The sequence below is a fragment of the Amaricoccus sp. genome (genome assembly GCF_047602525.1).
GTDB lineage: Bacteria > Pseudomonadota > Alphaproteobacteria > Rhodobacterales > Rhodobacteraceae > Amaricoccus.
The window spans coordinates 1469434-1492387 of the sequence record NZ_JASGHB010000001.1; the positions used below are offsets into that span (position 1 = coordinate 1469434).

The window sequence follows — 22954 nt, forward strand, 5'->3', positions numbered from 1 at the left end:
GTCCGCGCGGGGCGGCAGCGCCGAGGTCAGGCGGCGGACGCTGCCGCGGGCTGCGAGGGGGCGGCGAGGTGCTGGTCGACCTGGCGCCGCACGCTGGCGCTGGTCGGGCCGAAGAGCGCCTCGCCGTCGGCGGCGATGGCGCGCCAGCCGCGCGCCTCGTTCCCCGGGATCGAGAGCGGGTCGAACTCGACGGCGAAGCCGCGGTAGGTCTCGGCGGTCAGCATCACTCGATCCCTTCGATCAGAGCGGCAGCCGCGTCGTGGCCGGCCTCCCGCAAGGCAGCGCCAAGGGCGAGACAGAGGTAGGGGTGGTGTTCCCAGCCGAACATCGCGCGTGCCAGGCGGAGCGCGGCTTCCACCCGGGTGGGGCCCGTCACGACAGGGTCGTCGATCGGGTCGGCCCCCTCCCCGGCCACCGAAGCGGTGTAGCCGCCGCCCGCGGGAAGGGCCTCGATCGAAATCCGGGGAGCCCCGGCTGGGTATGGGGTCGGCTGGTGCATTTTGGTCTGGCATCCCTTCTTCGCGCGAGCCGCGGCTCTGCGCTGATAGGAACGGACCTTGCGATAATCGCAGCAAACGGTCAAGGATTAAATTGCGTTTATCGCAACAAGCCGTTAACGACAGCTGCGATAAACGCCGAGAACTCCGAGACGGCGGATTGCGCCGAATCGGCTCAACTGGTCGGCTGGTCAGATCGGGCGCGACTGGGGGGCGTGGTAAATGCCGAGGGATCAGATTTGTGCTATACTGGAGCGGCTTGGTGTCAGAGATCTGACTCTGATACTTTGTCTCGCGCTTCGGCTGCGCGCCTTGGACCGGCGAGCTGCCTCGCAAGAGCCGCCAGAATGTCCCGAGACTCCTGATCTAGATAGGGAAGTTCCTCGGCAATAAGTTGGATTAACCCAACGCGCTCAGCCGGACCTATGGCTTCGCCAAAATACAGTAGCAGGCCTGGCATCTCCTCCGGCTGGACATTGCGCTTCCCGTTCAGGATCTTTGACAGCTGGTCAGCCGTGATGCCCATGCATCGAGCTAGCGCGGCCTTTTCTCCGCGCCGCCTAGTAAGCCGTGCATCGATCCATTTGCCGTCGATCACTGTCGTCATGGTCCCAGCAGAATGCTGCGAAATCTCGCAAAACCGGATAGCCATGGAAATCGCAATCTACCGTCTTGCTTAATGCTGCGATAATCGCAATTATACCGCGCATGGAACCGGCACTCACCATCATCAGGATCTGCGGCGGGTACTCGGCGGTTGCCGAAATGACCGACCGGAGCGAAATTCGCGTTCGTCGGTGGACGTACCCTAAGGAGCGCGGCGGGACCGGTGGTCTCATCCCTGCTGACTGCCAAGCGCCTCTCCTGCGCGCGGCACAAGAGCGTGGCCTTCCCCTTCAGCCTGCGGACTTTTTCCGTTGCTCGCAGGGCTCCGCAGCATGAGCATGACCGGCTGGAGCCCGTGGATCGAGCACGACGGGAGCGGGCCGCGCGACCTGCCCTTTCCAGTGCACATCCAGCTCGCGTACCCCGACGACGATCTGATCCGCCCCGAGGCCTGGGCACCGATCGCGTCGGACGCTCCGAACTGGTTCTGGCACTGGACGCGGGTGCGCGTCGGCCGGTGGTGGTGGCCCCGGATCGAGCGCCGCCCGGTTTGCGATGACCCCGCGCACTCGCCGATCCTGTTCTATCGGTACCGCAAGCCGCCGGCCGTGACGATGCTGCAGCGTATTGCCGCCAGTCCCCAGCACGCGCCCGAGTTTCGGAGGATCGGCGCATGACGCGGCCTGCCGACTTCACCTGCGTCCCCGGGTGCGGCGCCTGCTGCAAGGCGAGCCTCGTCCCGTTCTCGGATGCCGAGCGGGCGCGGGTCGATGCGGTTGCGCCGGGTCAGGTCTGGATGCGCTGGGACAAGGACACGTGGGTGCTTCGTCGGCAGTTCGAAACGCTGCGCTGCCCGCTGCTGACCGAGGACGGCCTCTGCTCGGTGCATGCGGTCCGGCCGGGTCCATGCCAGCTCTACGGGCTGGTCGATGCGCCCGGATTTGCCTGCAGGAACGGGGGCGTGGCCAGCCGGAAGCTGTCGGACGCGGAGGCGCGGCGGATGCTGCGGCGATCGGCCGCGCTCGGGCCGCGGGCGCGCGGCGCCGGGAACCTGCCCGGCGCCGCTGCTCGCCGTCCTTACCTTGCCAGCGCCTTGCGGACGGCATCGGTCACGAAGGCGCTCTTGTTCTCGACCGCCTGCAGCGCCTGGGCGACATCCGCGTCGATCATCAGGTTCATGCGGACCTTGCGCTCACCGGGCAGCATCGCGGGGCGCCCGCGCTTCGCCTTCGCGAAGAAGGCGTCGTCGAGCTCGCGGACCTCGCCGCGCTCGTCGATCAGCGGCTCACGCTTCGTCATATCGCTTCCTTTCCCGGGAGTTGGCCTTGCGGAGGCTGATGACGCGCAGGGCGTCGCCGCGCACGCACCACGCCACCACGCAGAGACGGCCGTGGATCGGCACGAGGCTGACGAACCGGTCTTCGCCGTAGGCGCCGCGGGTGTCCTGCTCGGTCAGGGCAGCGTCCCAGTCGGCTTCCCCGACGTGCGCGAAGTCCAGCCCGCGCTCCCGGAGCGTCTTGTCTCGCTTTGCCTGATCCCATTCCGTCTTCATGGGATTGTTATACACACGCTAAATCTTGCTGTAAATAATGTTGTGTATAAAAATGTTGGGGGCCGTCACCTGACCTGCGGCCTCGGCATGCCCATTCCGGTCCACATCCCCCCCCATGGGCCGGAACTGCTGTCGGCGACGGTCCCCGCCGCCAGCCAGGGGAGCGCGACACCCCACATTGCGCTCCCCGATCCCCTTTCAGGCACCGCCGCGCCCGGCGCCTCGCCGCCCGGGCGGAACGACACTGCCACCGCGCCCACTGCCTGTGGGGCCAAGTCCTCCGGGCGCGGCACCTTGCGGGAGGCTCCGGCCCCCGCGCCTTCTCTTGCCGATCCCGCCGCGATTCCTCCTGCGGCGGGCAACTGGGGGTGGCGCGGCCGCCACCCCCGCATTTCCGTCGACGTCGCGCGGCGGCGGTGCAGCCGGTCGGAGGCGGCATGACGGACAATCCGCTCGCGCTGAATCCGCTCGCACTGATCTCGAAGAGCTCGCTCCGGCGTCTCGAGGCCTTCGCGGCCGACCGGAAGATCGACGCCGGCTGCGTCGCGGCCGCGGTCGTCGAGGACTGGGTGCGGCGGGTCCAGAACCTGCACCTGCCGGCGTCGGAGGTCAGCCATGTCGTCGATCGCGCGAAGCACGTGAAAGGGAGGCAGCGATGACGAAGTGGGACGCCCTTCTTGTCAACGCGCTGGCCGCGCTCTGCACCGATCCGATCGGGCATCGCGACGATCAGGAGCGCGTGCTCGGCTTCGCCCTGGTGGCCGCGCCGAAGGCCACCCTGTCAGACCCGCAACTGGCCAAGCTCGCAACCTTCGCGTCGGCATTCCAGGCGGCCTGGCCAGAGCGAGGGTCCGCGCACTGGGCGCGGCTCAAGCTCGAGGCGGGCCTCGAAGTGTCATCGGCGCTTCGGGACCGATGCGCCGACCTCGGCCGGCAGCTGTCGGCCGACTGAACCGTCAATCGGGAGGATAGAACCCATGCCGGATGAGATGTCGCCCGAGGCGCGGGCGCTGAACGATGCTGCCTTGCCGTCGCCAATTCCTCTCGCCCTGCTTCGGCCGGTGCGGGCGCCCGACTTCGTCATAGGAGAGCCTGGCCGGCCCTACATGCTGCGCTGGTATCTCTTGCCGCGGAACGAGACGTTCAATGTCTACTACCATCGCATTCTCCGCGACGACGACGATCGGGCGCTCCACGATCATCCCTGGCCCAGCTTCTCGATCATGGTCGAAGGGCGGTTGCGCGAGGTCACGCATGAGGGCTCACGCACCATCAGGTCGGGGGATTGCGTCTACCGCGGCCCGGAGTTCGCCCACAGGCTGGAGCTGATCGACGGCGAGCCTGCGGAGACGCTGTTTATCACCGGCCCCAAGGTGCGGGACTGGGGGTTTCACTGCCCGAAGGGCTGGGTGGTCTGGTCCGACTTCGTCGACCCGGACAACACTGGCGGGCAGGGCCGCGGTTGTGGTGAGATGGCATGACCGCGCCGGCAGACTACCGCGCCTTCCTTGAGGCGAAGGCGGCCGTGGCCCCGCGGTTCGCCGGCTTCGAGGTCGACCCCGGCGACCTCAACCCTGCCCTCAAGCCGCACACGCGGGCAATGGTCCGCTGGGGGCTCGCGGGCGGCCGGCGCGCCTGGTTCGCCAACTTCGGGCTGCACAAGACCGCGACGCAGATCGAGGCGATGCGCCTGATCCTCGCCCGCGAGCGCCGGCCCTGCCTCATCATCGCTCCGCTCGGCGTTCGCCGCGAGTTTCTGGAGGAGGCGCGACGGCGGTTCCACGGCCCGTTCGCGGTCGACCTGCGCTTCGTGCGCACCACGGCCGAGGTTGACGGACCGGGCATCTACCTGACGAACTACGAGAGCGTCCGCGAGGGCAAGATCGACTGCTCGGGCTTCGTCGCCGTGTCCCTCGACGAGGCGGCGATCCTTCGCGGCTTCGGCGGGACCAAGACGTTCCGCGAGTTCATGGCGGTATTGGCCGGCGACGATCGGCGTGACCGGTCGCAGACCGTCGTCAGCGACGGGATCAAGTACCGGTTCGTCGCGACCGCGACGCCCAGCCCGAACGAGCATCTGGAGCTCCTGAGCTATTCCGGCTTCCTCGGCGTGCTCGACATCGGCGCGGCGAAGACGCGGTTCTTCAAGCGCAACAGCGAGAAGGCCGACAACCTCACGCTGCTGCCACACAAGGCCCAAGAATTTTGGTTGTGGGTCGCCAGTTGGGCCCTGTTCATCACGAAGCCTTCAGACATTTGCGAGCACCCATGCCACAGAAACGGGAAGAAATCGTCGGCCAGAGGTACGGACGGCTCACCGTCGAACGACGGGCCCCCGGCGGTTGGTTCTGTCGGTGCGACTGCGGCGGAGAGCGGATCACCACGGCCGATCGGTTGCGGTCCGGTCGGCATGCCAGCTGCGGATGCTCCCGCGAGTGGCACGGCGGGAGCAGGACGTCAGAGCATCAATCTTGGCGCGCCATGCGCCAGCGCTGCGGCAACCCCCGAAACAAGGACTGGCCCGACTATGGAGGGCGCGGCATCAGAGTCTGCGATCGATGGCAGAACAGCTTCCCTGCATCCCTCGCCGACATGGGCCCTCGACCAGACGGCCACACGCTTGAGCGGAACGACAACGACAGGGGATACGAGCCCGGAAACTGCCGCTGGGCGCCTCACGTCGACCAGTGCCAAAATCGCCGAAGCAGCGTCAAGCTCACCTACAGGGGCCGCGAACAAACCCTCTCCGCTTGGGCAAGGGAACTCGGGGTTAGCTACTGGAGGCTTCACTCCCGGTACAAGCTCGGCTGGCCAGCCGAGCGCATTCTCGGATGACGTCTGCAACTGCGACGACGGCTACGACCTGCCGCCGCTCGACATCCGCTGGCACGAGTTGCCGGTCGACCATCTCGGCGGCGCCGGCCTGGAGAAGAGCGGGCAGATGCGGATGTTCCGCGACGCCGCCCTCGGCCTGGCGGAGGCCGCGCGCGAGAAGCGCGACAGCCTGACGGCGCGGGTGGCGAAGCTCCTCGAGCTGCGCGCCGAGGATCCCGCCGCGCACCGGCTGATCTGGCACGACCTCGAGGACGAGCGGCGGGCCATCGAGGCGGCCATCCCCGGCGTCGCCACGGTCTACGGCGCGCAGGACCTCGAGGATCGCGAGGCGACGATCGGCGATTTCGCCGACGGGCGGGTACCCGAACTCGCCGCGAAGCCCGTGATGCTCGGCTCGGGCGCGAACCTGCAGTGGCACTGCGCCTGGGCCGTGTTCCTCGGGCTCGGGTACAAGTTCGCCGATTTCATCCAGGCGGTGCACCGGCTGCGGCGGTTCGGCCAGACCCGGCCGGTGCGGATCGACCTCATCTACACCGAGGCCGAGCGGGAGGTCCGCCGGAACCTCGAGCACAAGTGGCGGCAGCATGAAGAAATGGTGGACCAGATGGTGGAGCTGATCCGGGAGTACGGGCTGACGGACGCCGCGATGCAGCAGGCGGTTGCCCGGGCGATGGGTGTCGAGAGAGTCGAGGCCCGCGGCGAGGGCTATCGGATCGTGCACAACGACTGCGTGGTCGAGACGGCGGCGATGGCAGAGGGCAGCGTCGACCTGATCGTCTCCAGCATCCCATTCGGTACGCAGTACGAATACACCAACAGTTTCCACGACTTCGGGCACACCGACGACGACACGCACTTCTGGAGGCAGATGGGGTTCCTGATCCCTGAGCTGCTTCGCGTGCTTGCGCCCGGCCGGGCGGCGGCCATCCACGTCAAGGACCGGATCGTTCCGGGTGGGCTCAACGGCTTTGGCTTCCAGACGCTCTCGACCTTCCACTGCGACGCGATCCGGGCCTTTTGCGAGGCCGGCTTCGCGTATCTCGGCATGAAGACGATTGCCACCGACGTCGTGCGCGAGAACAACCAGACCTACCGGCTCGGGTGGACAGAGCAGTGCAAGGACGGGAGCCGCATGGGCTGCGGCGTGCCGGAGTACCTCCTGATCTTCCGCAAGCCGCCCTCCGACCTCTCGAACGGCTACGCCGACAAGCCGGTGGTGAAGGCGAAGAAGGAATGGGACAGCCGCGCGAAGGCGTGGGTGAACGAGGACGGCTACAGCCGCGGCCGCTGGCAACTCGACGCCCACGGCCTGATGCGCTCGAGCGGCGACCGCCTGCTCGCCAGCGATCTCGACGGGCTCGATGCCAGTGCGATCTACAAGGTCTGGAAGGCGCACAACCTCAAGGCCGTCTACGACTTCGAGCACCACGTGGCCATCGCCGAGCGCCTGGAGACGCAGGGCAAGCTGCCGCCGACCTTCATGCTGGTGCCGCCGCATTCGGCGCACCCCGACATCTGGTCCGACGTGGCGCGGATGCGGACGCTCAACATGAACCAGTCCGCGCACGGTCGGCAGATGCACTGCTGCCCGCTCCAGCTCGACATCGTCGACCGGGCGATCATCCAGCTCAGCGAGCCCGGCGAGACGGTCTACGACCCGTTCGGGGGTATCGGCACCGTGCCCTATTGCGCGATCAAGCTGGGCCGGCAGGCGATCGGCTGCGAACTCGATCCAGCCTACTTCCTCGACGCCTGTCATTATGCGGCGGCGGCGACCGAGGCGCGGTCGGTGCCGACGCTGTTCGACCTGCTCGAGGCCGGCGTTGCGGACGGGGCGGCTCCGAGCATGGCGGCGGAGTAGGTATGCCCGGCGAGGCCGTGATGAACTGGCTCGACGTTCCGTTCTGGTTCCCGGTGTTCGGCTCCGGCGAGAACCTGGCTGGAGCCGTGCCTGTACGCCGCCGCCACTGTATCGCGCTCGGGGCAATCCTTGCCGCGATCGAAGGCGGCGGGTCGGTGCCGCTCGCCCTCCAGGTCTATCTGTCAGCGGAGGAGCGGGCCGGGCTCCTCGACCTTGCCGTGCAAGCTGCGGCTGAAGACGAGGGCGTGGGGCAGTTTCTCGAGGATACCTGCCTCGACCTGCGGGCCGGCATGCCGGGCGTGCCGTTCACGACGGTGGCCGCCGAGGCTCGCTGGTGGGTCGAGTGGGCGTCCGAGGCCGAGCGCAAACAGTACCTGCTCGCGTGCTTCCGCAGCCTCTCGCGGGAGGAAAGGGTCAGGTTCCTCGCCGCCGCGCAGCGGTTGGTGCTGGCATGACGGGGCGCTGGTGATGGATTGGGACCGCGAGCTTCGCAGCGCCGAGGGGGACGGGGCCTCGGCCGATCCGCCCCCGCCGGAACCTCCCCGACCCTCCGACGAAGATGACGGGTCGCTGATCGACCGTTCGGCACGCCTGCCCCTGAACGACTACGGCAATGGCCAGCGGCTGGTGCTGCACTTCGGCGACGACCTGATGTTCGTGCCCCGACTCGGCTGGTTCGTCTGGAACGGCAAGGTCTGGGCGCAGGATTTCGACGGGATGGGCGTGCGCCGCGTTGCACACAAGATCCCGTCCCTCATTGCCGAGGAGGCGACGCGGCGGCGGTTTTCGGATCGCGATGCCGCGATCCTGAAGGCGGCCCGCGAGGGCGAGGCCGAGTATCAGCGGCTCCTGCTCCTGCCGGAGCTCGACGAGGCCCAGACGGGAGAGAGGACGCGCCTGCGCGACCTGCTCGAATCTGCCGCCAAGGTGAAGGCGCGGGACGCAAAGCTCAGGGCCGAGCATGCCCGCTTCGCCAAGAGCGCCGGCAACACCTCGAAGATCACGAACATGCTCCTGGAGGCAGAGCCCTACGTCGAGCGCCGCGTCGACGCGCTCAACACCGATTCGATGGTCGCGAACTGCGAGACGGGAACGCTCGCCTTCGGCCGCGACCGGGAGGCCGAGCAGTGGACGGAGGGTCAGGCGTGGCGGGTCGACCTGCGGCCGCACCGCCGCGAGGACATGATCACCAAGCTGATGCCGGTCGAGTTCGATCCGGCGGCGAAGTGCCCCGACTTCGACGCATTCCTGGCCCGCATCCAGCCCGAGATGACGATGCGGGCGTTCTTGCAGCGCTGGTTCGGCTACAGCCTGACCGGGCTCACCAACGAGCAGAAGCTCGTCTTTTTCCACGGCGCGGGCCGCAACGGCAAATCGACGCTGGTCGACATCGTCGCGCGGATCATCGGCGACTACGCGACCAGCGTGCCGATCGAGAGCCTGACAGGCACTGAGCAGCGGAAGGGATCGGACGCCACGCCCGACCTGGTGCGGGTGATCGGCGCGCGCATGGTCCGCGCCTCCGAGCCCGAGGAGGGTATCCGCTTCAAGGAGGCGACGGTGAAGAGCTTCACCGGCAGCGAGCCGCTCCTGATCCGCAAGATGCGCGAGGAGTTCGTCGAGATCGATCCGATCTTCAAGCTGACGATCTCGGGCAACCACAAGCCGAACGTGCGCGGCACCGACGACGGCATCTGGCGCCGCATCCTCCTCGTGCCGTTCGCGGTGCAGATCCCACGCGACGAGGTCGACCCGCTCCTGCCCAAGAAGCTCTGGGACGAGCGGACGGGCGTGCTCAACTGGCTCCTCGAGGGCGCGCGGCAGTTCCTGGCCGGCGGGCTGCAGGAGCCGGCCGAGGTGCTCGACGCGACGGCCGAGTTCCGGGACGACAGCGATCCGGTCCGGACCTTCCTGCTCGACTGCTGCACCGTCACCGGCGACGCCGGCGACTTCGAGGTCGGCCGCGACCTGACCGAGGCCTTTCAGGTCTGGCAGAAGGATCAGGGCGGCGCACCGTGGGGGGCCCGGACAGTCAGCCTCCGCTTCAGCGAGAAGGCTGGCGTCCACACCGATCCGAAGACGCTCGCGACCTACAGCAAGCGGAAGACGGCGGCCACGAGCGGGTACGCCGGTATCGCGCTCAGGAGCGAGATGCGCGCGCGGCTTGACGAGGTCCGCCGCGGGCACGCCGGCGGCGACCGGCGCGGAGACGACGAGGAGTTCGTATGACGCATTCCACACCGTACTGGAGGATCCGCTGATGCCCCATCTCTTCAAGGTCGCCTGCTACCTCGAGCACATTCGCCGCGATCGAGCTGCGGCCGGTGACACCGTCTACCTGAAGTCGCGCCCGGACGTGCCGATGACCGTCACCCGGGCGACGCGCTACAACTCCGCCGCCAATCAGGTCAGCATGGTCTCGGTGAGCTATCTGGGCCCGGACCTGCAGCTGATCCGCGCTGAGTTCCACGCCGAGGAGCTCTCTCTCTGATGCACCCTGTCTTCATTGCCCGCCGGGTGGCCGGCATCATCGAGCGATCGGCGATCGACGTCACCACCGAGTTCGCAGCGCAGCGGGGCATTCGCGAGGCGCTTGAGCGCGACGGGATCGAGGTCGCGGCCGAAGTACAGCTGACCCCACGCGACCGGATCGACCTTCTCGCAGGGCCGGTCGGGATCGAGGTAAAGATCCGCGGCGGCGGGCGGCGCAAGATCCTCCGCCAGCTCGAGCGCTATGCCGAGTCGGACCAGATCGAGGCGCTCGTGCTCGCCAGCGGCGGCGGCTGGCCCCGGGCGATCGACGAGGCCGGCGGCAAGCGACTCTTCTTTGCGTCTTTGACGCTCGGGTGGCTCTGATGGAGCTCGGCCGCGTCGACTATGCCGACGGCCATTGGATCGTGGCGGACCTGAAGCCGCACGTCTCGATGCGGTTCAAGGACGTCTTCAAGGGCATCCGGTTCGGCGACCTGCCGCCCTACATCCTGCAGGACCGCGAGGATCGGGCCGCCGATCTCGACTGGTTCATGTCGCGCTACCCGCTCACGGTCACGGACCGCGCTGCTGGCCGGTTGGCGGCAGGCCTCGCCGCCTACCGGGCCGGCCAAGGTCGCCTCGAAGCGCTGCAGGCGCCCGACTACCGTCCGATGCTTCTCACCGGCTTCCGGCCCGGCGAGAAAGCTCGCCGCCACCAGCTGCGCGCTGCCGAGATGCTGCGCCAGACCGGACGGCTGCTGCTGCTCGACGAGGTCGGGCTTGGCAAGACGGTCAGCGCCCTCGCCGCGGTCTCCGACGGCTGGGGCCTGCCCGCGGCCATCATCGTGCAGCCGCACCTCTCCGGGCAGTGGATTGCTGACTACATCCGGCGCTTCACCGACCTGCGCGCAGAGGAGGTGACGGACCGAAGCCCCCGCACTCTGCCGCCGGCCGACGTCTACGTGTTCCGCTACTCCAATGTCGCCGCCTGGGCGGACTATGCCGAGACGCTCGGCTGCCGGACGGTGATCTTCGACGAGGTGCAGGAGCTTCGGCACGGCCGATCCACGGACAAGGGCCGCGGTTGCGCCGCCTTTGCAGCTGCGGCCAGCTATCGCCTCGGCCTGACCGCCACGCCGATCTACAACTACGGCTCAGAGATTCTGGAACGTCGTCGAGTTCATCGCCCCGGGCGCGCTCGGCACCTGGTTCGAGTTCCAGGTGAACTGGTGCACGCCGTTCGGCTCGCACTGGATCGTCACGGACCCCGAGGCCCTCGGCGCCTACCTGCAGTCCGAGGGCGTGACCCTGCGGCGGACGATCGACGATGAGGAGGTCGGCTACGACATTCCGCCGCTCTACAAGCACCCGTTCGAGGTCGAGTGGTGCGAGGACGACGCGGCGACCGATCGCGAGCTGCAGCTGCGCCTGGCGCAAAAGGTGCTGCGCGGCGACTTCTACCAGCGCGGCACCGCTGCGCGCGAGCTCGACATGCTGGTGCGCCGGGAGACCGGGGTCGCCAAGGCCCGCTCCGTCGCCGCCTACGTGCGCACGCTGGTCGAGGCAGGCGAACCGGTGCTGCTCGGCGGCTGGCACCGCGACGTCTATGCGATCTGGCAGCGCGTCCTCGGCGACCTGAACCCGGTCTGGTACACCGGCACCGAGAGCCAGGCGCAGAAGCTCCGCGCGAAGCGCGACGTGATCGAGGGCCGGTCCGACCTCATCGTCATGTCGCTGCGATCCGGCGCGGGCCTCGACGGCCTGCAGAAGCGCGTCGCCCACGTGGTGATCGGCGAGTTCGACTGGTCGCCGCAGGTGCACCGGCAGTTCATCGGCCGCGCCTGGCGTGACGGGCAGACCCGCGAGGTCACCGGGCACTTCCTGCACGTCGATGGCGGCTCGGACCCGGTGATCCTGCCGACGCTCGGGCTGAAGTCAAGCCAGTCGCACGGCATCCTCAACCCCTACGCCGGGCACGCCGAGGCGACGCCCGTCAACGAGACGCGGATGAAGCAGCTGGCCGAGCGCATCGTCGGGAGGGAAGCGTGACGAGCGGCCATCGCGATCATCGCGGCGCCATCGCCCTCCCGGAGGCCTCGCCTCGCGACCGGGAGGTCCAGCACGTCGTGCTGCAGCTCGTCGAGGCCTATGCCTTTGGCGAGGCAGCTGCCGTGCTGCTGGCGCGCCTCCGCGAGATCGACGAGAGCCGGCGATCACACATCGAAATGCTCTTCCTCGAATGGCGCGAGCGGCCGCCTGAGGACCGCCCAGACTTCCTCACCTACGCCCACCACCGTCGCAATCCGGAACTCAGGTCGTGACGGGCCCGGCGCTCTTGCGGAGGCTCTTCGTCCCCCTTTGGCGAGGGGGCGCGCGCACCTGTACCGCCGACGCTGACCGCATGCCCATGGCCGGCGGCTCTCGCTGTCGCGTGATCCCTCGGTCACCCTTGTGCCTTCGCGGATGGTTTGAGTGGTTCGAAAAGCCGAGGCGATGGTTCGAGACGAACGGGGTCCGGGGCCAAAACGGTAACAGGACCAGTGGCTTTGGTTCGAGTGGTTCGAGTGGTTCGAAATCTCGGGCTGATCCCCGCGCGCGAGGGTCGGGATACCAAGGGAGATTACCCTTTTCTCTCTATGTTAGGCGAGATTTTCGAACCACTCGAACCACTCAAGCCATTCCTTCTAAAAAAGAAGCGAAAGAACAACAGGTTGAAGGCTCGCCTTTGACGGCGAGGCTGAAAATCTCGAACCATTCTCAAACCATCTCGAACCACTCGAACCATCGTCCAGCAGAAGGGCTTCAGCATGTCGTCTGAAAGGAAGGATTGCCTACCAGATGTAGCGTCAGGGTTTGACGGGATGGCGCTGGCGCGGCTGGCAGTGCAGGACGTGGCGGTGAAGGCCGCCCTTTCGACGGCGGCGCGCGCTCAGGGGTACGGGATATGCCCGGGCGCCCGGTCGCCGATCGGTCCGGCGCGCCGCCCGGCCGAGCTCGTCGAGATCGTAGGGGCCCGCGGCGATCACCGAAAGGAGCGGCTGACACCCCTTGGCTACCGGACGGCGCGCGAGCGGCTGCCCCGAGCGCTCGCAGTGCTCGAGGTCGGCGATCACCGGTTGGTCGCGGCCATGCGCTATCGCCACCTGGTCGAGGCGGTGGCGGCTGTGGGTGGCGGCGAATGGCTCGCCGGCGGCGGGTCGGGCCGGATATCCGATGGCGGCGCGGTACACCGCACCGCCATCGCCAGCGAGCTACGCGATTGCAGCGGCGTCCTCGGCGGCACGGCGCTGGTGCGCGGCAACGCCCGGGGCGAGCGTCGGGATATTTCGCTGCGGGCACTCGTCGACGGCGTCGTTCTCCAAGGGTCCGAGATCAAGGGCGTGCTGCGAGCTCATGGGTGGGCGGGCATGTCCTACGTGAAGCCCCTGACCGACGCGCTCCTAGACGCTCTATCTCGTATGTCGAAGGCTCAGGAACCCTATTGACAGTTTAGAACGCTTCGTGAGACAGCTTGCCATACTGAGAGATCGCGCCCGCCGGACACCCCGAGCGGGCGTTTCTCATTCCGGAGGGGCCCGCGATGACCGTGAAGCTCCACTTCCAGAACGATGAGCACGTGCGCTTCGCCGAGGCCGTCGAGAAGCTCGGGAGTGAGCGGGCCGCGACCACGGCCTACCGTCGCGGCATCAACCGCGTCGGTGACACGGCCCGGACCCGGGTCCAGAAGGCCCTCGCCAAGCAGGTCGGCCTGACGCTGGGCGGGATCAAGACCCACGGCAGCTTTGCCGTCAGCCGGGCCAATGCCAGCAGCCTCGCCTACGCGATCACGTCACGCGGCAACCATCTTCCGCTTCGCCTCTTCGGCGCGCGCCAGTTCGCCTATGGTGTCCGCGCCCGGCCGTGGGGCCGATGGCAGCGGTTTCCGGGCGTGTTCATGTTCGCCGGCCACCCGCGCAGCGGCCAGCTGGTCAATGCCCGTGGCGATGCATTCCACCGCAGCACCCTCGCCTCGCTGCCGATCGAGCGCATGTTCGGCCCGGCCGTGCCGGTCGAGATGGTCAAGGGCGTCACCGCCGACACCTTCGAGCGCACCGCGGCCACGCTGCCGAAGCGCATCGCCCACGAGGTGCGGGTGCTGACGGACGGCATCGTCACCGCGTGACCCCCCCGGTTCAGGGACCGTGGCCTTCTGGAAGCCAAATCACGCGGGCCCGCCGCCCCCGGGGTTTATTCACTTCTAAACGAGGCACTTAGCCTAAACGGAGCCAGCGTATAGCGTTGAGCGGGAGGGCCGCGTGCGTGAGTTGAGCGGCGTCGAACTCGCGGGAATGCTGGGGATCACCAAGGGGCGGGTCAGCCAGCTGGTTTCCGAGGGCAAGCTCGCCGGATGCTATCGAGGCGACGGTCGCGACCGGCGATACGATCCGGTGGCGGTCGCCCGGGCGCTCGGCAAGCGGATCGACATGGGCCAGCAGCTCGGCAACGGCGCGCGGACCCAAGCTGCCGCGGCGAGCATCCTGCAGGCCAGCGTCGTCCCGGCCCAGACGCCGTCGCCGGCCGCCGCCATCCCGACCACACAGGTTGCCGAGTACGAGAAGGCGCGGACCGAGAAGGCACAGGAGGAGGCGCGGCGGCTCCGACGCTTGAACGCCGAGGCGGAGGGTACCTTCGTCCTTGCCGAGGAGGTTGCGCGCCAGGTGCGCCGGCAGATCGGGCAGGAGGTGGCAGAGGTCGCCACGTTCATCCGCGATGCGGCCCGGGCGATTGCCGATCGGCACCAGCTCGATTTCAAGGATGTCAGGCAGCAGATGCTCGAGCAGTGGCGGTCGCACCGCGGGTCGCGCGTCGACGCTGCTGAGGAGCGCGCTGGCGCCGCCACGCTGACCGACGCCGAGTCCGCGGGCGACATCTGATGGGGTTTCTCGCGTCGGCCGAGGCCGTCGTGGCGCGGGCGATCGCGTCGGCGATGGCGCCGCCACCGCGGCCGGACGTCACACGCTGGTGTACCGAGAATGTCGTCTTCGACGACCGCTCGCCGATGCCGGGCCCGTTCAACATCGAGCGGTTCCCTTTCCTTCGAGAGATCCACGAGGTCCTGTCTCCCGAGCATCCGGCACGCGAGGTTACGGTCAAGGGCTCCGCGCAGTGGGGCAAGACGGTCTCGGTCATCAACCCCACGCTGGGCGCGTGGTTCGAGTACGCTCCGCTCGACGCGCTTGTCGTGCATCCGACCCAGTCGGCGGCAATGGAGTGGGTCGACAACAAGTGGATGCCGATGCGCCGGCAGGCGCGCGCGCTGATCGAAACCTTTGGCGACGGCCGCGGCGAGAACAAGGACGCGAAGTTCAACCAGGAGACCCTGACCCGAAACGGGTCGCTGAAGGTTGCCTCGGCCGGATCGCCGTCGGACCTGACCGGCACCACCCGCCGGCTGGTCGTCATGGACGATCTGGCCAAGTTCGAAATGACCGACAAGGGCGACCCAGAGGCGCTCGCGGAGAGCCGCGCGTCGGGTTTCGAGGATGCGAAGATCCTGCGGGTCTCCACGACGCTCATCAAGGGCACCTGCCGGATCACTCGGGCCTTCGACCGGAGCGACCGGCGGTTCTACCTGGTGCCGTGCCCGCACTGTGGTCACGAGGCGCCGTTGACGTGGGAGAACTTCAAGCCCTCGATCGACCCCGAGCGGCTGCATGCGGCGCACTTCACCTGCGAGGCCTGCGGCAGCGCCATCGGCCACGAGCACAAGGAAGCGATGGTCCGCGCGGGCCGCTGGCAGCCGACGAACCCCGCAGGCGATCACCCGGGCTTCTTCCTCTGGCGGGCCTATGCGCCGCAGCGCGACTGGGCCTCGATCGCCGTCGACTATGCCCGGATGATGGGGTGGTCGACGGTTCGCGTGTCGGGGAGCACCGAGGCTGCGCTGGCCGACAGCGTCGAGGCGGAGACCGAGCAGACCTTCTTCAACGACGTGCTCGGCCTCGCCTACGAACAGGCGACCGGCGGACACAACTGGACCGCGCTGCGCGACCGCGTCGAGCTCGCCGAGGAGGACACCTACCTGCCCCTGGCGCGGCTGCCGGCGGGCGGGTTCCTGCTGACCGCCGGCGTTGACTGCCAGGAGGATCGCACCGAGGTGCAGGTCGTCGCCTGGGGCCGGAACCGGCGGAGCTGGGCGATCGACTATACCGTCATCCCGCACCACGTCGGAACGCAGGAAGGCCGCGACGCGCTCGACGCGATCCTGAAGGCGACCTGGCGCACGATCGCCGGCCGGTCCTTCGGCCTCGACTGCCTCGCGATCGACTCGGGCTCCTGGAGCGACGATGTCTGGACGTGGGCCGAGCGGTATCCGCGCCACCGCGTGATCGTCGTCAAGGGCGCCTCCGGCCAGAACGGCCCGGCGCTCCTGCCCATGCAGGAGCGTCGCCGCGACGGCCGGCCGAGGCCGCGTCGGGCGAAGCGGGGGTTCCTGGTCAACGTCAGCCAGCTGAAGGCGGACTTCTACGGCCGGCTGGAGCGCGAGGACCCGCACGAGCGCGGCTTCGTCGCCTTCGCTACCGGGCTTGGCGACGAGTACTATCGCCAGGTGACCGCCGAGGTCCGGGTCCTGAAGCGTCAACCGACCGGCGTCGTTACCAGCCAGTGGCAGCTCGTCGAGCCGACGCGGCGCAACGAAGGCCTCGACACGATGATCTACGCCGAGGCGGCCGCGCGACGGACCGGCTGGGCGAGCTTCACCGAGGGGCAGTGGGACGCGCTCGAGGTCGAGCGCGGCGGCGCGCCCGAGGAGCCGCAGGGCGACCTGTTCGACGCGCCGATCGTGGCCGTCGCGCCGGACGCGCCGGCGACGCCGGTTGCGCCGACCCAGCCGGAGCGGCGCCGCGCACGTTGGGGGGCCTACTCTTGACCACGCTTCTCGACCAGCACGGCCGCCCGGTGCGGACCACGGCGCGCTACATGGGCCACGATCGCACCGGCATCCTGTCGATGCGCCGGGCGGTCATGCGGGACATCAAGCGGGACGTGCACGAGAGCGCCGACCGGGCCTTCGCGCTGGCGATGGACTTCATGCACAACTCCGGCTGGATCGCCGGGGCGGCCGACCAGATCATCGCCGACATGATCGGGCCGGAGCTGAAGCTGAACTGCCGGCCGGACCTCTCCCGCCTCGGGTACAGCGAGCAGGAGCGCGCAGCGTGGTGCCGGCTCGTCGAGGGCGAGTGGCGCCGCTGGTCGTGGAACCCGCGGGAGTGCGACCTCGAGGGCAAGGCGACGGTCGCCGAGATGCTCGACGGCGCGGTGCGATACTACCTCGCCGCCGGCGAGGCCGTCGCGATCATCGACTTCATGTCGGCGCGGGAGCGGCTGCGGCACGGGGTGCAGACCGGGACCAAGGTCCGGCTGGTGTCGCCGCATCGGCTGACTCGGCACACCAGCGCCTTCGAGGGCTGGGATCAGGGCATCTCGCATGACGAGCTCGGCCGGCCGGTCGCCTACCGCTTCCGGCGGAGCGAAAGCGGGATCGAGCGCGACGTCGACATCATGGCGCGGAGCGGCGACCTGGCGCAGGTGGTGCACGTCATGGACAGGGGCGCGACCCCGAACAGCCCGCGAGGCATCTCGCCGCTGGCGCCGGCCTTCCGGGTGATCGCGCAGAGCGACCAGCTGGCCGATGCCACACTGACGACGGCGCTGTTGCAAACGGCGTTCGCGGCGACGATCCAGAGCCCGGAGCCCAGCGACCAGGCATTCGAGTCGCTGCGGCAGTTGGTCGAGATGGACAGCGAGCCGCAGTTCTCGGGCGCTGCTGGCCTCGCCTCGGACCTGTTCGACGTCTGGGCGCAGCGGATCGAAGCGCTGAAATCTAAGGCGCTCTCGATCGGCGGCAGCGCGAGCCAGGTCAACCACCTCGGCCCGGGCGAGACGCTGACGCTGCACTCGTCGGCAACACCGGGGCCGCAGTACCAGCCGTTCCAGCTCGGCCTGCTGCGCGAGATGGCGCGGTGCATGGGGATCACGGTCGAGAGCCTGACGATGGACCATTCGTCGGCGAGCTACTCCAGCACGCGGATGGCGGTGGCGTCGGTCTGGCCGACGGTCATCCGGCGCCGGGAGCGGATCGCTGCGCCGTTCGCTCAGGGCATTTACGAGCCGTGGCTCGACGAGATGGTCGGGACCGGGCGCATCCCTTTCAAGGGCGGCTACCGGGCCTTCGCCGCAAACCGGCAGCAGGTGGTCGACTCCGAATGGCGGGGCCCGGCGCGGCCGAGCGCGGACCCCTACAAGGACGCGCTGGCGGACAAAGTGCGGCTCGAGATCGGCGCGGGGACGCTGCAGGAGATTCTGGGCTGAGCGCGGCCTCGACTGGGAAGAGGGCATCGACCAAATGGGCCGCGAGGTCGAGCGCCTGACCACGGCCGGCATCCCGCATCCCTTCGGGCGGAAGACGGGTGGCGACGGCGCCGGCCCGCTGGGCGCCGCGGCAGACGGGAGGCGCGAGGATGCCTGAGCTTCCCGACCCGTGCGAAGAGGCACAGGCGCTTCGCAACGCGCTGCGCGACCTCGCCTTGGGAGGGTCCGTCGCGCGCGTCCGCTTCGGCGAGGACGACGTTACCTATCGGGCCGGTGATGTCGGTCTGCTGCGCCAGCTTCTGGCCGACGCCGAGCGGCGGTGCCGCGAGGCGCAGGGCGACACGCGGCGCCGGCGGTTCGCCCTGGGCGCCCGGTTCAGCCCGTACTGAAAGGACGAACATGGCAGTGATCGTGCAGCCCGGTCGGCTGACGCTGACCGGCTACGTCGGCGAGTTCGAGCGTCGTCTTCGACGGCGTGACCTGGTTCGATGGCTTCACCCACGGGGAGGTGCTGGCCGCGCTCGGCGAGTTCGAGGATGACGAGGCGATCGTCGTGCACATCAACTCCGGCGGCGGCTACGCGACAGAGGGCGCCGCGATCCGGGCGGCGCTGGCGGATCGCGCGGGGCGAACGGACATCTTCGTCGAAGGCATCGCTGCCTCGGCCGCCTCACTGATCGCGATGGCTGGGGAGGCCGTCACGATGGCGACGGACGCCGTCCTGATGATCCACGACCCCTCCGGTTTCACCTTCGGCACCGCCGCGGACCACGAGGCGACGGTGCGCGCACTCAACAGCCTCGCCGGCGCCTATGCCCGAAGCTACGCGCGAAAGTCGGGCAAGCCGGTCGCTGAGTGCCGGGGGATCATGCAGGCAGAGACCTGGTTCAACGCCGCCGAGGCGCTCGAGGCCGGGTTCGCCGATGCCATCGAGGGCGAGGCCGAGCCGGTCGCCGCCTTCCCGTACCAAACCTATGCCCATGCGCCACAGCGCCTCGTCGCGCTGGCGAAAGAGAACGGATGGCGGGCTCCCGCGGTCCGCACCGCGGCCTCGGCCGCCAAGCCGGCGGCAGCATCCGCCGCCCCCCGTGGTCACAAGGAGGAATCCATGACCGACAAGACCAAGGCGGATGATCAGGCCGCTGCCCTCGAAACGGCACGCGCGGAAGCGGCTGCCGGTGCCGTCAAGTCCGACCGTGAGCGCCGGGCTGCGGTCATGGCTCTGGAGGAGGCGAAGGGCCGTGAGGCTCTGGCCGAGCATCTCTACGCCACGACGGAGATGAGCGCCGAGCAGATCAAGGCGACGCTCGCCGCCGCGCCGAAGGCGGCGGACGACAAGCCGGCCGAGGACTACGAGCGCGCTCGCCTCGCTGGCACCGGGCTCGGCGGCTCCCCGAAGGCCGCGCCTGTCGCTGCGGCGGATGGTTGGAAGGCCGCCGCCGCGAAGATCAACGCTCGCCGCTAAGGAGACACCCATGGCGACCATTACCGAAGGGCGTCACGCCTGCGAGGGCCTTTTGAGCGAGGCCAATTTCCACCGCTCGCGCGACAACATCACCGTCGTTTCCGGCGCCGGCAAGCTCGTCCCGGGCACGGTGCTCGGCAAGCTCACCGCCGGCGGCAAGTACACGCCGTCGCCGGCGACTGGCTCGGACGGGTCACAGACCGCAGTCGCGGTGCTGCTCTACCCCGTCGACGCCACCAGCGGCGACGTGCAGGTGGCCGCGATCACCCGCGACGCCGAATGGAACGGCAAAACGCTTACCTACGCGGGGTCGGTCGACGACGACACGAAGAAGGCGGCGAAGCACACGCAGCTCGCGGCCGTCGGCATCATCGTCCGCTAAGAGGGAACCAGACCGATGCTCGACATCTTCAACAACGATGCCTTCAGCGTCACTTCGCTGACCGACTTCGTCAACGCCCTGAAGTACCGGCCCGGCCGTATCGGCGAGATGGGGCTGTTCAGCTCGACGGCAATCACCACGACCTCGATCGCGATCGAGCGTGTCGGCGACGTCCTGCAGCTCGTCAAGCCGACCCCGCGCGGCGGTCCGGGCGAGACCCGCGACGTGCCGCGGCGGAGCATGATCAACCTGACCGTGCCGCACTTCCAGCGGGACTGGTCGGTGATGGCTGAACAGGTGCAGGGGGTGCGCGCGAAGGGCACAGAATCCGAACTCGAGACGGTGCAGCAGGTGGTGGGCGAGACCATCGCGCTGAACACGTCCGACATGGATCTGACCGAGGAGCACGCCCGGCTCGGCGCCGTGACCGGCGTCGTGACCTACGCGGACGCCTCCACCCTCAACCTCTTCACCGCGTTCGGCGTGACTGAGGAGACCGAGGTCGACTTCGACCTCGATGCGGCTTCGCCGGTGGATGGTGCGCTGCGCAAGGCGTCGGTCACCGTGATCCGCAAGATGAAAGCGAAGCTCGGCGCGGTGCCGTTCGCGTCGATCCATGCCTTTGTCGGCGACACGTTCTTCGACCAGCTTCTCGCGCACAAGGAGGTGCGGGACACCTACAAGGGCTGGTCCGACGCGCAGATCCTTCGCGAGAGCTATATCGGCGCAAACCGCTCGGCCAACCCGATGTTCGAATTCGGCGGCATCGTCTGGGAGAACTACGGGGAAATCGACGGCGAGGGCGTCGGCATCGCTCCGACCAAGGCTCGGTTCTTCCCCACTGGCGTTCCGGGGCTCTTCCGGACCTACCATGCGCCGGCCGACTACATCGAGACGGTGAACACGCTCGGCGAGCGGCTCTACGCCAAGCAGTGGCCGATGCCGAATGACAAGGGGATCAACGGCGAGCTGCAGATGAACGCGCTGCAGATCTGCACCCGGCCGTCCGTCCTGATGGGCGCCCGGAACACCTGATCACATGCCCGCGCCCTTCCACGCGCTCCGGGACTCTGCCATCGCCGCCGTCGATGCGGTGATGGCAGAGGATGTCCGGCTGCTTTTCCTGAACGCGCAGGGGCGCGCCGACACATCCCGGGTCGCCGCGACCGTCAAGGGCGTGCTTCGAGTTGGCGCCGCGGACGTCAGAACGCCGACCAACGGCAAGGCGTGGGACGCCCGGATCGCCGCCGGTGAGGCGGCGCTCTATCTCTCGCGCGTGGCTTACGGCACCGCGCCCGCGTTGCGAAAGGGCGACAAGGTCAAGGCGCTGGAGCGCGCAGGCGAGCCGCTGTTCGAGGTGATGCGCATCGACGATCGCCGGCACGACCGGATCGTCGCCCACCTGGGCGAAGCATGAGCCTCGCCCGTCTGGCGCTCCGGGTCGCCACCGTCGAGGCCCTTCGCGGCCGGACGATGGTCGTCGACAACGTCCGCGACAGCGACATGAGCGCGATCGACATCGAGGCGGATGGCTCGCTGCGGACCGGCGAGGACCGGCCCTTCGTGCTGGTCTACACCGACGATGGCCGCGCGACGGAAACGCCGCTGCGCGACCTCCATGCGAACGGCTCAGTCGATCTCGTGCTCGAACTCGGGATCGCCACGCCAATGGTCGAGACCGACCCTGACACGGGCGAGAGCACGATTGCCGACATGACGATCCCGGCGACGGATGCTGCGTTCGAGATGGTGCTCGATATCATCGACCGGCAGATCGCCTCGGCGCTTGCCGGCGGGGGAAGGTGGCCGACGCTCTGGAAGCGCCTGTCGAGCGGCGTGACCAAGGTCGAGCGGCGCAGGGCGGTGAACGCCGAACAAGGGGTGCGCTTTGCGGCGCGGCAGGTCGCGATCACGCTCGAGCTGAAGCCTGATCCGGTCATGGGCGCTCCGCTCGGCGGCGTCTGGCAGGAGTTCGCCGCGGCGATCGAGAGCGACCGGCCCGACCTCGTGCCGATCGTTGCCGGCATGCTCGGCACCGCGACCGCAGCGCTGAGCATGGCGCAGGTGCGGGAGCGGTTCGGGCACACCCCGCGGGAGAGCACCGCCCTGGGCTATGGCCCGTTCCACTCCGGCGGCGAGGCCTACGTGATCGCGGAGCCGGAGATCGATGGCGATCCCGCCTGACGACCTGGCCGGGATCATCGCGCACCTCGCGCGGGAGGTCGACGAGCTCAAGCGCCGCAACCGCGGTCGCATCCGTGAGGGACGGGTGGTCGCGGCGAACGAGACGGCCGGCCGCTACCGCGTCGACCTTGGCGATGGTTTCTTGAGCGACTGGCTGCCGGTCGAGGCGCTTTCGAGCGGCGCTCTGCGCATTCAGGGCGAGCCGGTCGTCGGGCAGACGGTCACGGTGCGCAGCGAGAGCGGCGACATGGCGGACGCGGTGATCGCGCTGTCGAGCTTCAATGCGGCACACGCCCGGCCGCACAACAAGGCCGGCGAACTGGTGATTGACGTCGGGGGCACCCGGATCACGGCGACAGCGACGAAGCTGAGGCTGGCGAGCAACGGCAGCTCGATCGAGATCGATGCTGCCGGCGTCCGGGTCGTCGGCGCCCGGATCGATTTGAACTGATGCCGGCAGTCGCGCGGCTGGGAGACACCTGCACCGGTCATGGCTGCTGGCCGCCGCGGCCGAGCGCCGGCGGCAGCGCCGATGTCTATGTCAACGGGATCGCGGCGCACCGCCAGAGCGATGGATGGGCGTCGCACACCTGTCCCGCGATCCCGGAGACGCACGGGGAGCTCGCTCGCCGCAGGCTCGTCTACCGTCTTCGTCAACGGGCTGCAGCTCGGCCGGATCGGCGATCCGGTCGCGTGCGGCTCCTCCGTCGCGGCGGGATCGCCCGACGTTTTCGCAGGAGGCTGA

The 22954-nt window shown here is 68.7% G+C and carries 29 protein-coding genes and 1 pseudogene; 26 read left to right on the top strand and 4 right to left on the bottom strand.

The features are described 5' to 3' along the window. Window positions 1–26 precede the first annotated feature (26 nt). Together QM699_RS07715 and QM699_RS07720 are read right to left on the bottom strand one after the other, a co-directional pair. Window positions 27–224 carry a hypothetical protein gene (locus QM699_RS07715; RefSeq protein WP_415010582.1) on the bottom strand — a complete coding sequence of 66 codons (198 nt, stop codon included), beginning with the start codon at window positions 222–224 and terminating at the stop codon, window positions 27–29. Further along, window positions 224–499, bottom strand: a complete 276-nt coding sequence (locus QM699_RS07720; protein WP_415010583.1) for a hypothetical protein — start codon at window positions 497–499, stop codon at window positions 224–226. Before QM699_RS07720 ends, QM699_RS07715 begins: the two co-directional genes overlap by 1 nt. Before the next feature lie 936 nt (window positions 500–1435). On the opposite strand from QM699_RS07720, the gene QM699_RS07725 reads away from it, so the two are divergent. After that, window positions 1436–1780, top strand: a complete 345-nt coding sequence (locus QM699_RS07725; protein ID WP_415010584.1) for a hypothetical protein — start codon at window positions 1436–1438, stop codon at window positions 1778–1780. Continuing rightward, window positions 1777–2016: pseudogene (locus tag QM699_RS07730) on the top strand (YkgJ family cysteine cluster protein); the annotation flags it as partial. The gene QM699_RS07725 and the pseudogene QM699_RS07730, both read left to right, overlap by 4 nt. 164 nt (window positions 2017–2180) lie before the next feature. Here QM699_RS07730 and QM699_RS07735 read toward each other — a convergent pair. Continuing rightward, entirely contained in the window at window positions 2181–2402 is a 222-nt protein-coding gene (locus QM699_RS07735) for a hypothetical protein (protein WP_415010585.1), read from the bottom strand. Further along, window positions 2389–2655, bottom strand: a complete 267-nt coding sequence (locus QM699_RS07740) for a BrnT family toxin (protein ID WP_415010586.1) — start codon at window positions 2653–2655, stop codon at window positions 2389–2391. The genes QM699_RS07735 and QM699_RS07740 overlap by 14 nt, the downstream gene beginning before the upstream one ends. A 437-nt stretch (window positions 2656–3092) precedes the next feature. Here QM699_RS07740 and QM699_RS07745 point away from each other — a divergent pair, with 437 nt between their 5' ends. The 24 genes from QM699_RS07745 (at window position 3093) to QM699_RS07860 (ending at window position 22954) form a co-directional block, all read left to right on the top strand. Next, entirely contained in the window at window positions 3093–3314 is a 222-nt protein-coding gene (locus tag QM699_RS07745; protein ID WP_415010587.1) for a hypothetical protein, read from the top strand. Further along, window positions 3311–3607, top strand: coding sequence for a hypothetical protein (locus QM699_RS07750; protein WP_415010588.1), 297 nt, complete (start codon window positions 3311–3313; stop codon window positions 3605–3607). Before QM699_RS07745 ends, QM699_RS07750 begins: the two co-directional genes overlap by 4 nt. Before the next feature lie 25 nt (window positions 3608–3632). After that, window positions 3633–4136 carry a cupin domain-containing protein gene (locus tag QM699_RS07755; RefSeq protein WP_415010589.1) on the top strand — a complete coding sequence of 168 codons (504 nt, stop codon included), beginning with the start codon at window positions 3633–3635 and terminating at the stop codon, window positions 4134–4136. Window positions 4137–4339: 203 nt separating this feature from the next. Beyond that, window positions 4340–7351, top strand: a complete 3012-nt coding sequence (locus QM699_RS07760) for a DNA methyltransferase (RefSeq protein WP_415010590.1) — start codon at window positions 4340–4342, stop codon at window positions 7349–7351. A gap of 20 nt (window positions 7352–7371) precedes the next feature. After that, on the top strand, window positions 7372–7806 hold the full coding sequence (locus QM699_RS07765; protein WP_415010591.1) for a hypothetical protein: 435 nt from the start codon (window positions 7372–7374) through the stop codon (window positions 7804–7806). Between the two features lie 13 nt (window positions 7807–7819). Then, the gene (locus QM699_RS07770) at window positions 7820–9580 is read left to right on the top strand and encodes a DNA primase family protein (RefSeq protein WP_415010592.1); all 1761 of its coding nucleotides are present in this window, start codon (window positions 7820–7822) and stop codon (window positions 9578–9580) included. Window positions 9581–9611: 31 nt separating this feature from the next. Then, window positions 9612–9842, top strand: a complete 231-nt coding sequence (locus tag QM699_RS07775) for a hypothetical protein (RefSeq protein ID WP_415010593.1) — start codon at window positions 9612–9614, stop codon at window positions 9840–9842. Then, a complete protein-coding gene (locus tag QM699_RS07780; protein ID WP_415010594.1) occupies window positions 9842–10207 on the top strand; it encodes a hypothetical protein in 366 nt (121 codons plus the stop codon). The genes QM699_RS07775 and QM699_RS07780 overlap by 1 nt, the downstream gene beginning before the upstream one ends. Further along, the gene (locus QM699_RS07785) at window positions 10207–11154 is read left to right on the top strand and encodes an SNF2-related protein (RefSeq protein WP_415010595.1); all 948 of its coding nucleotides are present in this window, start codon (window positions 10207–10209) and stop codon (window positions 11152–11154) included. Before QM699_RS07780 ends, QM699_RS07785 begins: the two co-directional genes overlap by 1 nt. Continuing rightward, on the top strand, window positions 11045–11872 hold the full coding sequence (locus tag QM699_RS07790) for a C-terminal helicase domain-containing protein (RefSeq protein ID WP_415010596.1): 828 nt from the start codon (window positions 11045–11047) through the stop codon (window positions 11870–11872). The genes QM699_RS07785 and QM699_RS07790 overlap by 110 nt, the downstream gene beginning before the upstream one ends. After that, window positions 11869–12144 carry a hypothetical protein gene (locus tag QM699_RS07795; protein ID WP_415010597.1) on the top strand — a complete coding sequence of 92 codons (276 nt, stop codon included), beginning with the start codon at window positions 11869–11871 and terminating at the stop codon, window positions 12142–12144. Before QM699_RS07790 ends, QM699_RS07795 begins: the two co-directional genes overlap by 4 nt. Window positions 12145–12684: 540 nt before the next feature. Then, window positions 12685–13308, top strand: coding sequence for a hypothetical protein (locus QM699_RS07800; RefSeq protein WP_415010598.1), 624 nt, complete (start codon window positions 12685–12687; stop codon window positions 13306–13308). Window positions 13309–13403: 95 nt separating this feature from the next. Further along, a complete protein-coding gene (locus QM699_RS07805) occupies window positions 13404–13985 on the top strand; it encodes a hypothetical protein (protein WP_415010599.1) in 582 nt (193 codons plus the stop codon). Window positions 13986–14118: 133 nt separating this feature from the next. Continuing rightward, complete coding sequence (locus tag QM699_RS07810; RefSeq protein WP_415010600.1) at window positions 14119–14736, top strand: hypothetical protein; 618 nt, start codon at window positions 14119–14121, stop codon at window positions 14734–14736. Continuing rightward, window positions 14736–16733 (top strand): phage terminase large subunit family protein, encoded by a 1998-nt coding sequence (locus QM699_RS07815; RefSeq protein WP_415010601.1) that lies wholly within the window; start codon window positions 14736–14738, stop codon window positions 16731–16733. Before QM699_RS07810 ends, QM699_RS07815 begins: the two co-directional genes overlap by 1 nt. Then, entirely contained in the window at window positions 16730–18178 is a 1449-nt protein-coding gene (locus QM699_RS07820; RefSeq protein WP_415010602.1) for a phage portal protein, read from the top strand. The genes QM699_RS07815 and QM699_RS07820 overlap by 4 nt, the downstream gene beginning before the upstream one ends. 149 nt (window positions 18179–18327) lie before the next feature. Then, the gene (gene gpW, locus QM699_RS07825) at window positions 18328–18567 is read left to right on the top strand and encodes a gpW family head-tail joining protein (protein WP_415010603.1); all 240 of its coding nucleotides are present in this window, start codon (window positions 18328–18330) and stop codon (window positions 18565–18567) included. A gap of 86 nt (window positions 18568–18653) precedes the next feature. Then, window positions 18654–19643, top strand: coding sequence for a head maturation protease, ClpP-related (locus QM699_RS07830; RefSeq protein ID WP_415010604.1), 990 nt, complete (start codon window positions 18654–18656; stop codon window positions 19641–19643). A gap of 10 nt (window positions 19644–19653) precedes the next feature. Then, window positions 19654–20025 carry a head decoration protein gene (locus QM699_RS07835; protein WP_415010605.1) on the top strand — a complete coding sequence of 124 codons (372 nt, stop codon included), beginning with the start codon at window positions 19654–19656 and terminating at the stop codon, window positions 20023–20025. A 15-nt stretch (window positions 20026–20040) separates the two neighbouring features. Next, window positions 20041–21060: a major capsid protein gene (locus QM699_RS07840; RefSeq protein ID WP_415010606.1), complete on the top strand. Its 1020-nt coding sequence runs from the start codon at window positions 20041–20043 to the stop codon at window positions 21058–21060. A 4-nt stretch (window positions 21061–21064) separates the two neighbouring features. Then, window positions 21065–21442: a hypothetical protein gene (locus tag QM699_RS07845; protein WP_415010607.1), complete on the top strand. Its 378-nt coding sequence runs from the start codon at window positions 21065–21067 to the stop codon at window positions 21440–21442. Continuing rightward, entirely contained in the window at window positions 21439–22209 is a 771-nt protein-coding gene (locus tag QM699_RS07850; protein ID WP_415010608.1) for a hypothetical protein, read from the top strand. The genes QM699_RS07845 and QM699_RS07850 overlap by 4 nt, the downstream gene beginning before the upstream one ends. Beyond that, the gene (locus tag QM699_RS07855; protein WP_415010609.1) at window positions 22193–22660 is read left to right on the top strand and encodes a phage baseplate assembly protein V; all 468 of its coding nucleotides are present in this window, start codon (window positions 22193–22195) and stop codon (window positions 22658–22660) included. Before QM699_RS07850 ends, QM699_RS07855 begins: the two co-directional genes overlap by 17 nt. Before the next feature lie 120 nt (window positions 22661–22780). Beyond that, window positions 22781–22954 (top strand): PAAR domain-containing protein, encoded by a 174-nt coding sequence (locus QM699_RS07860; RefSeq protein ID WP_415010610.1) that lies wholly within the window; start codon window positions 22781–22783, stop codon window positions 22952–22954.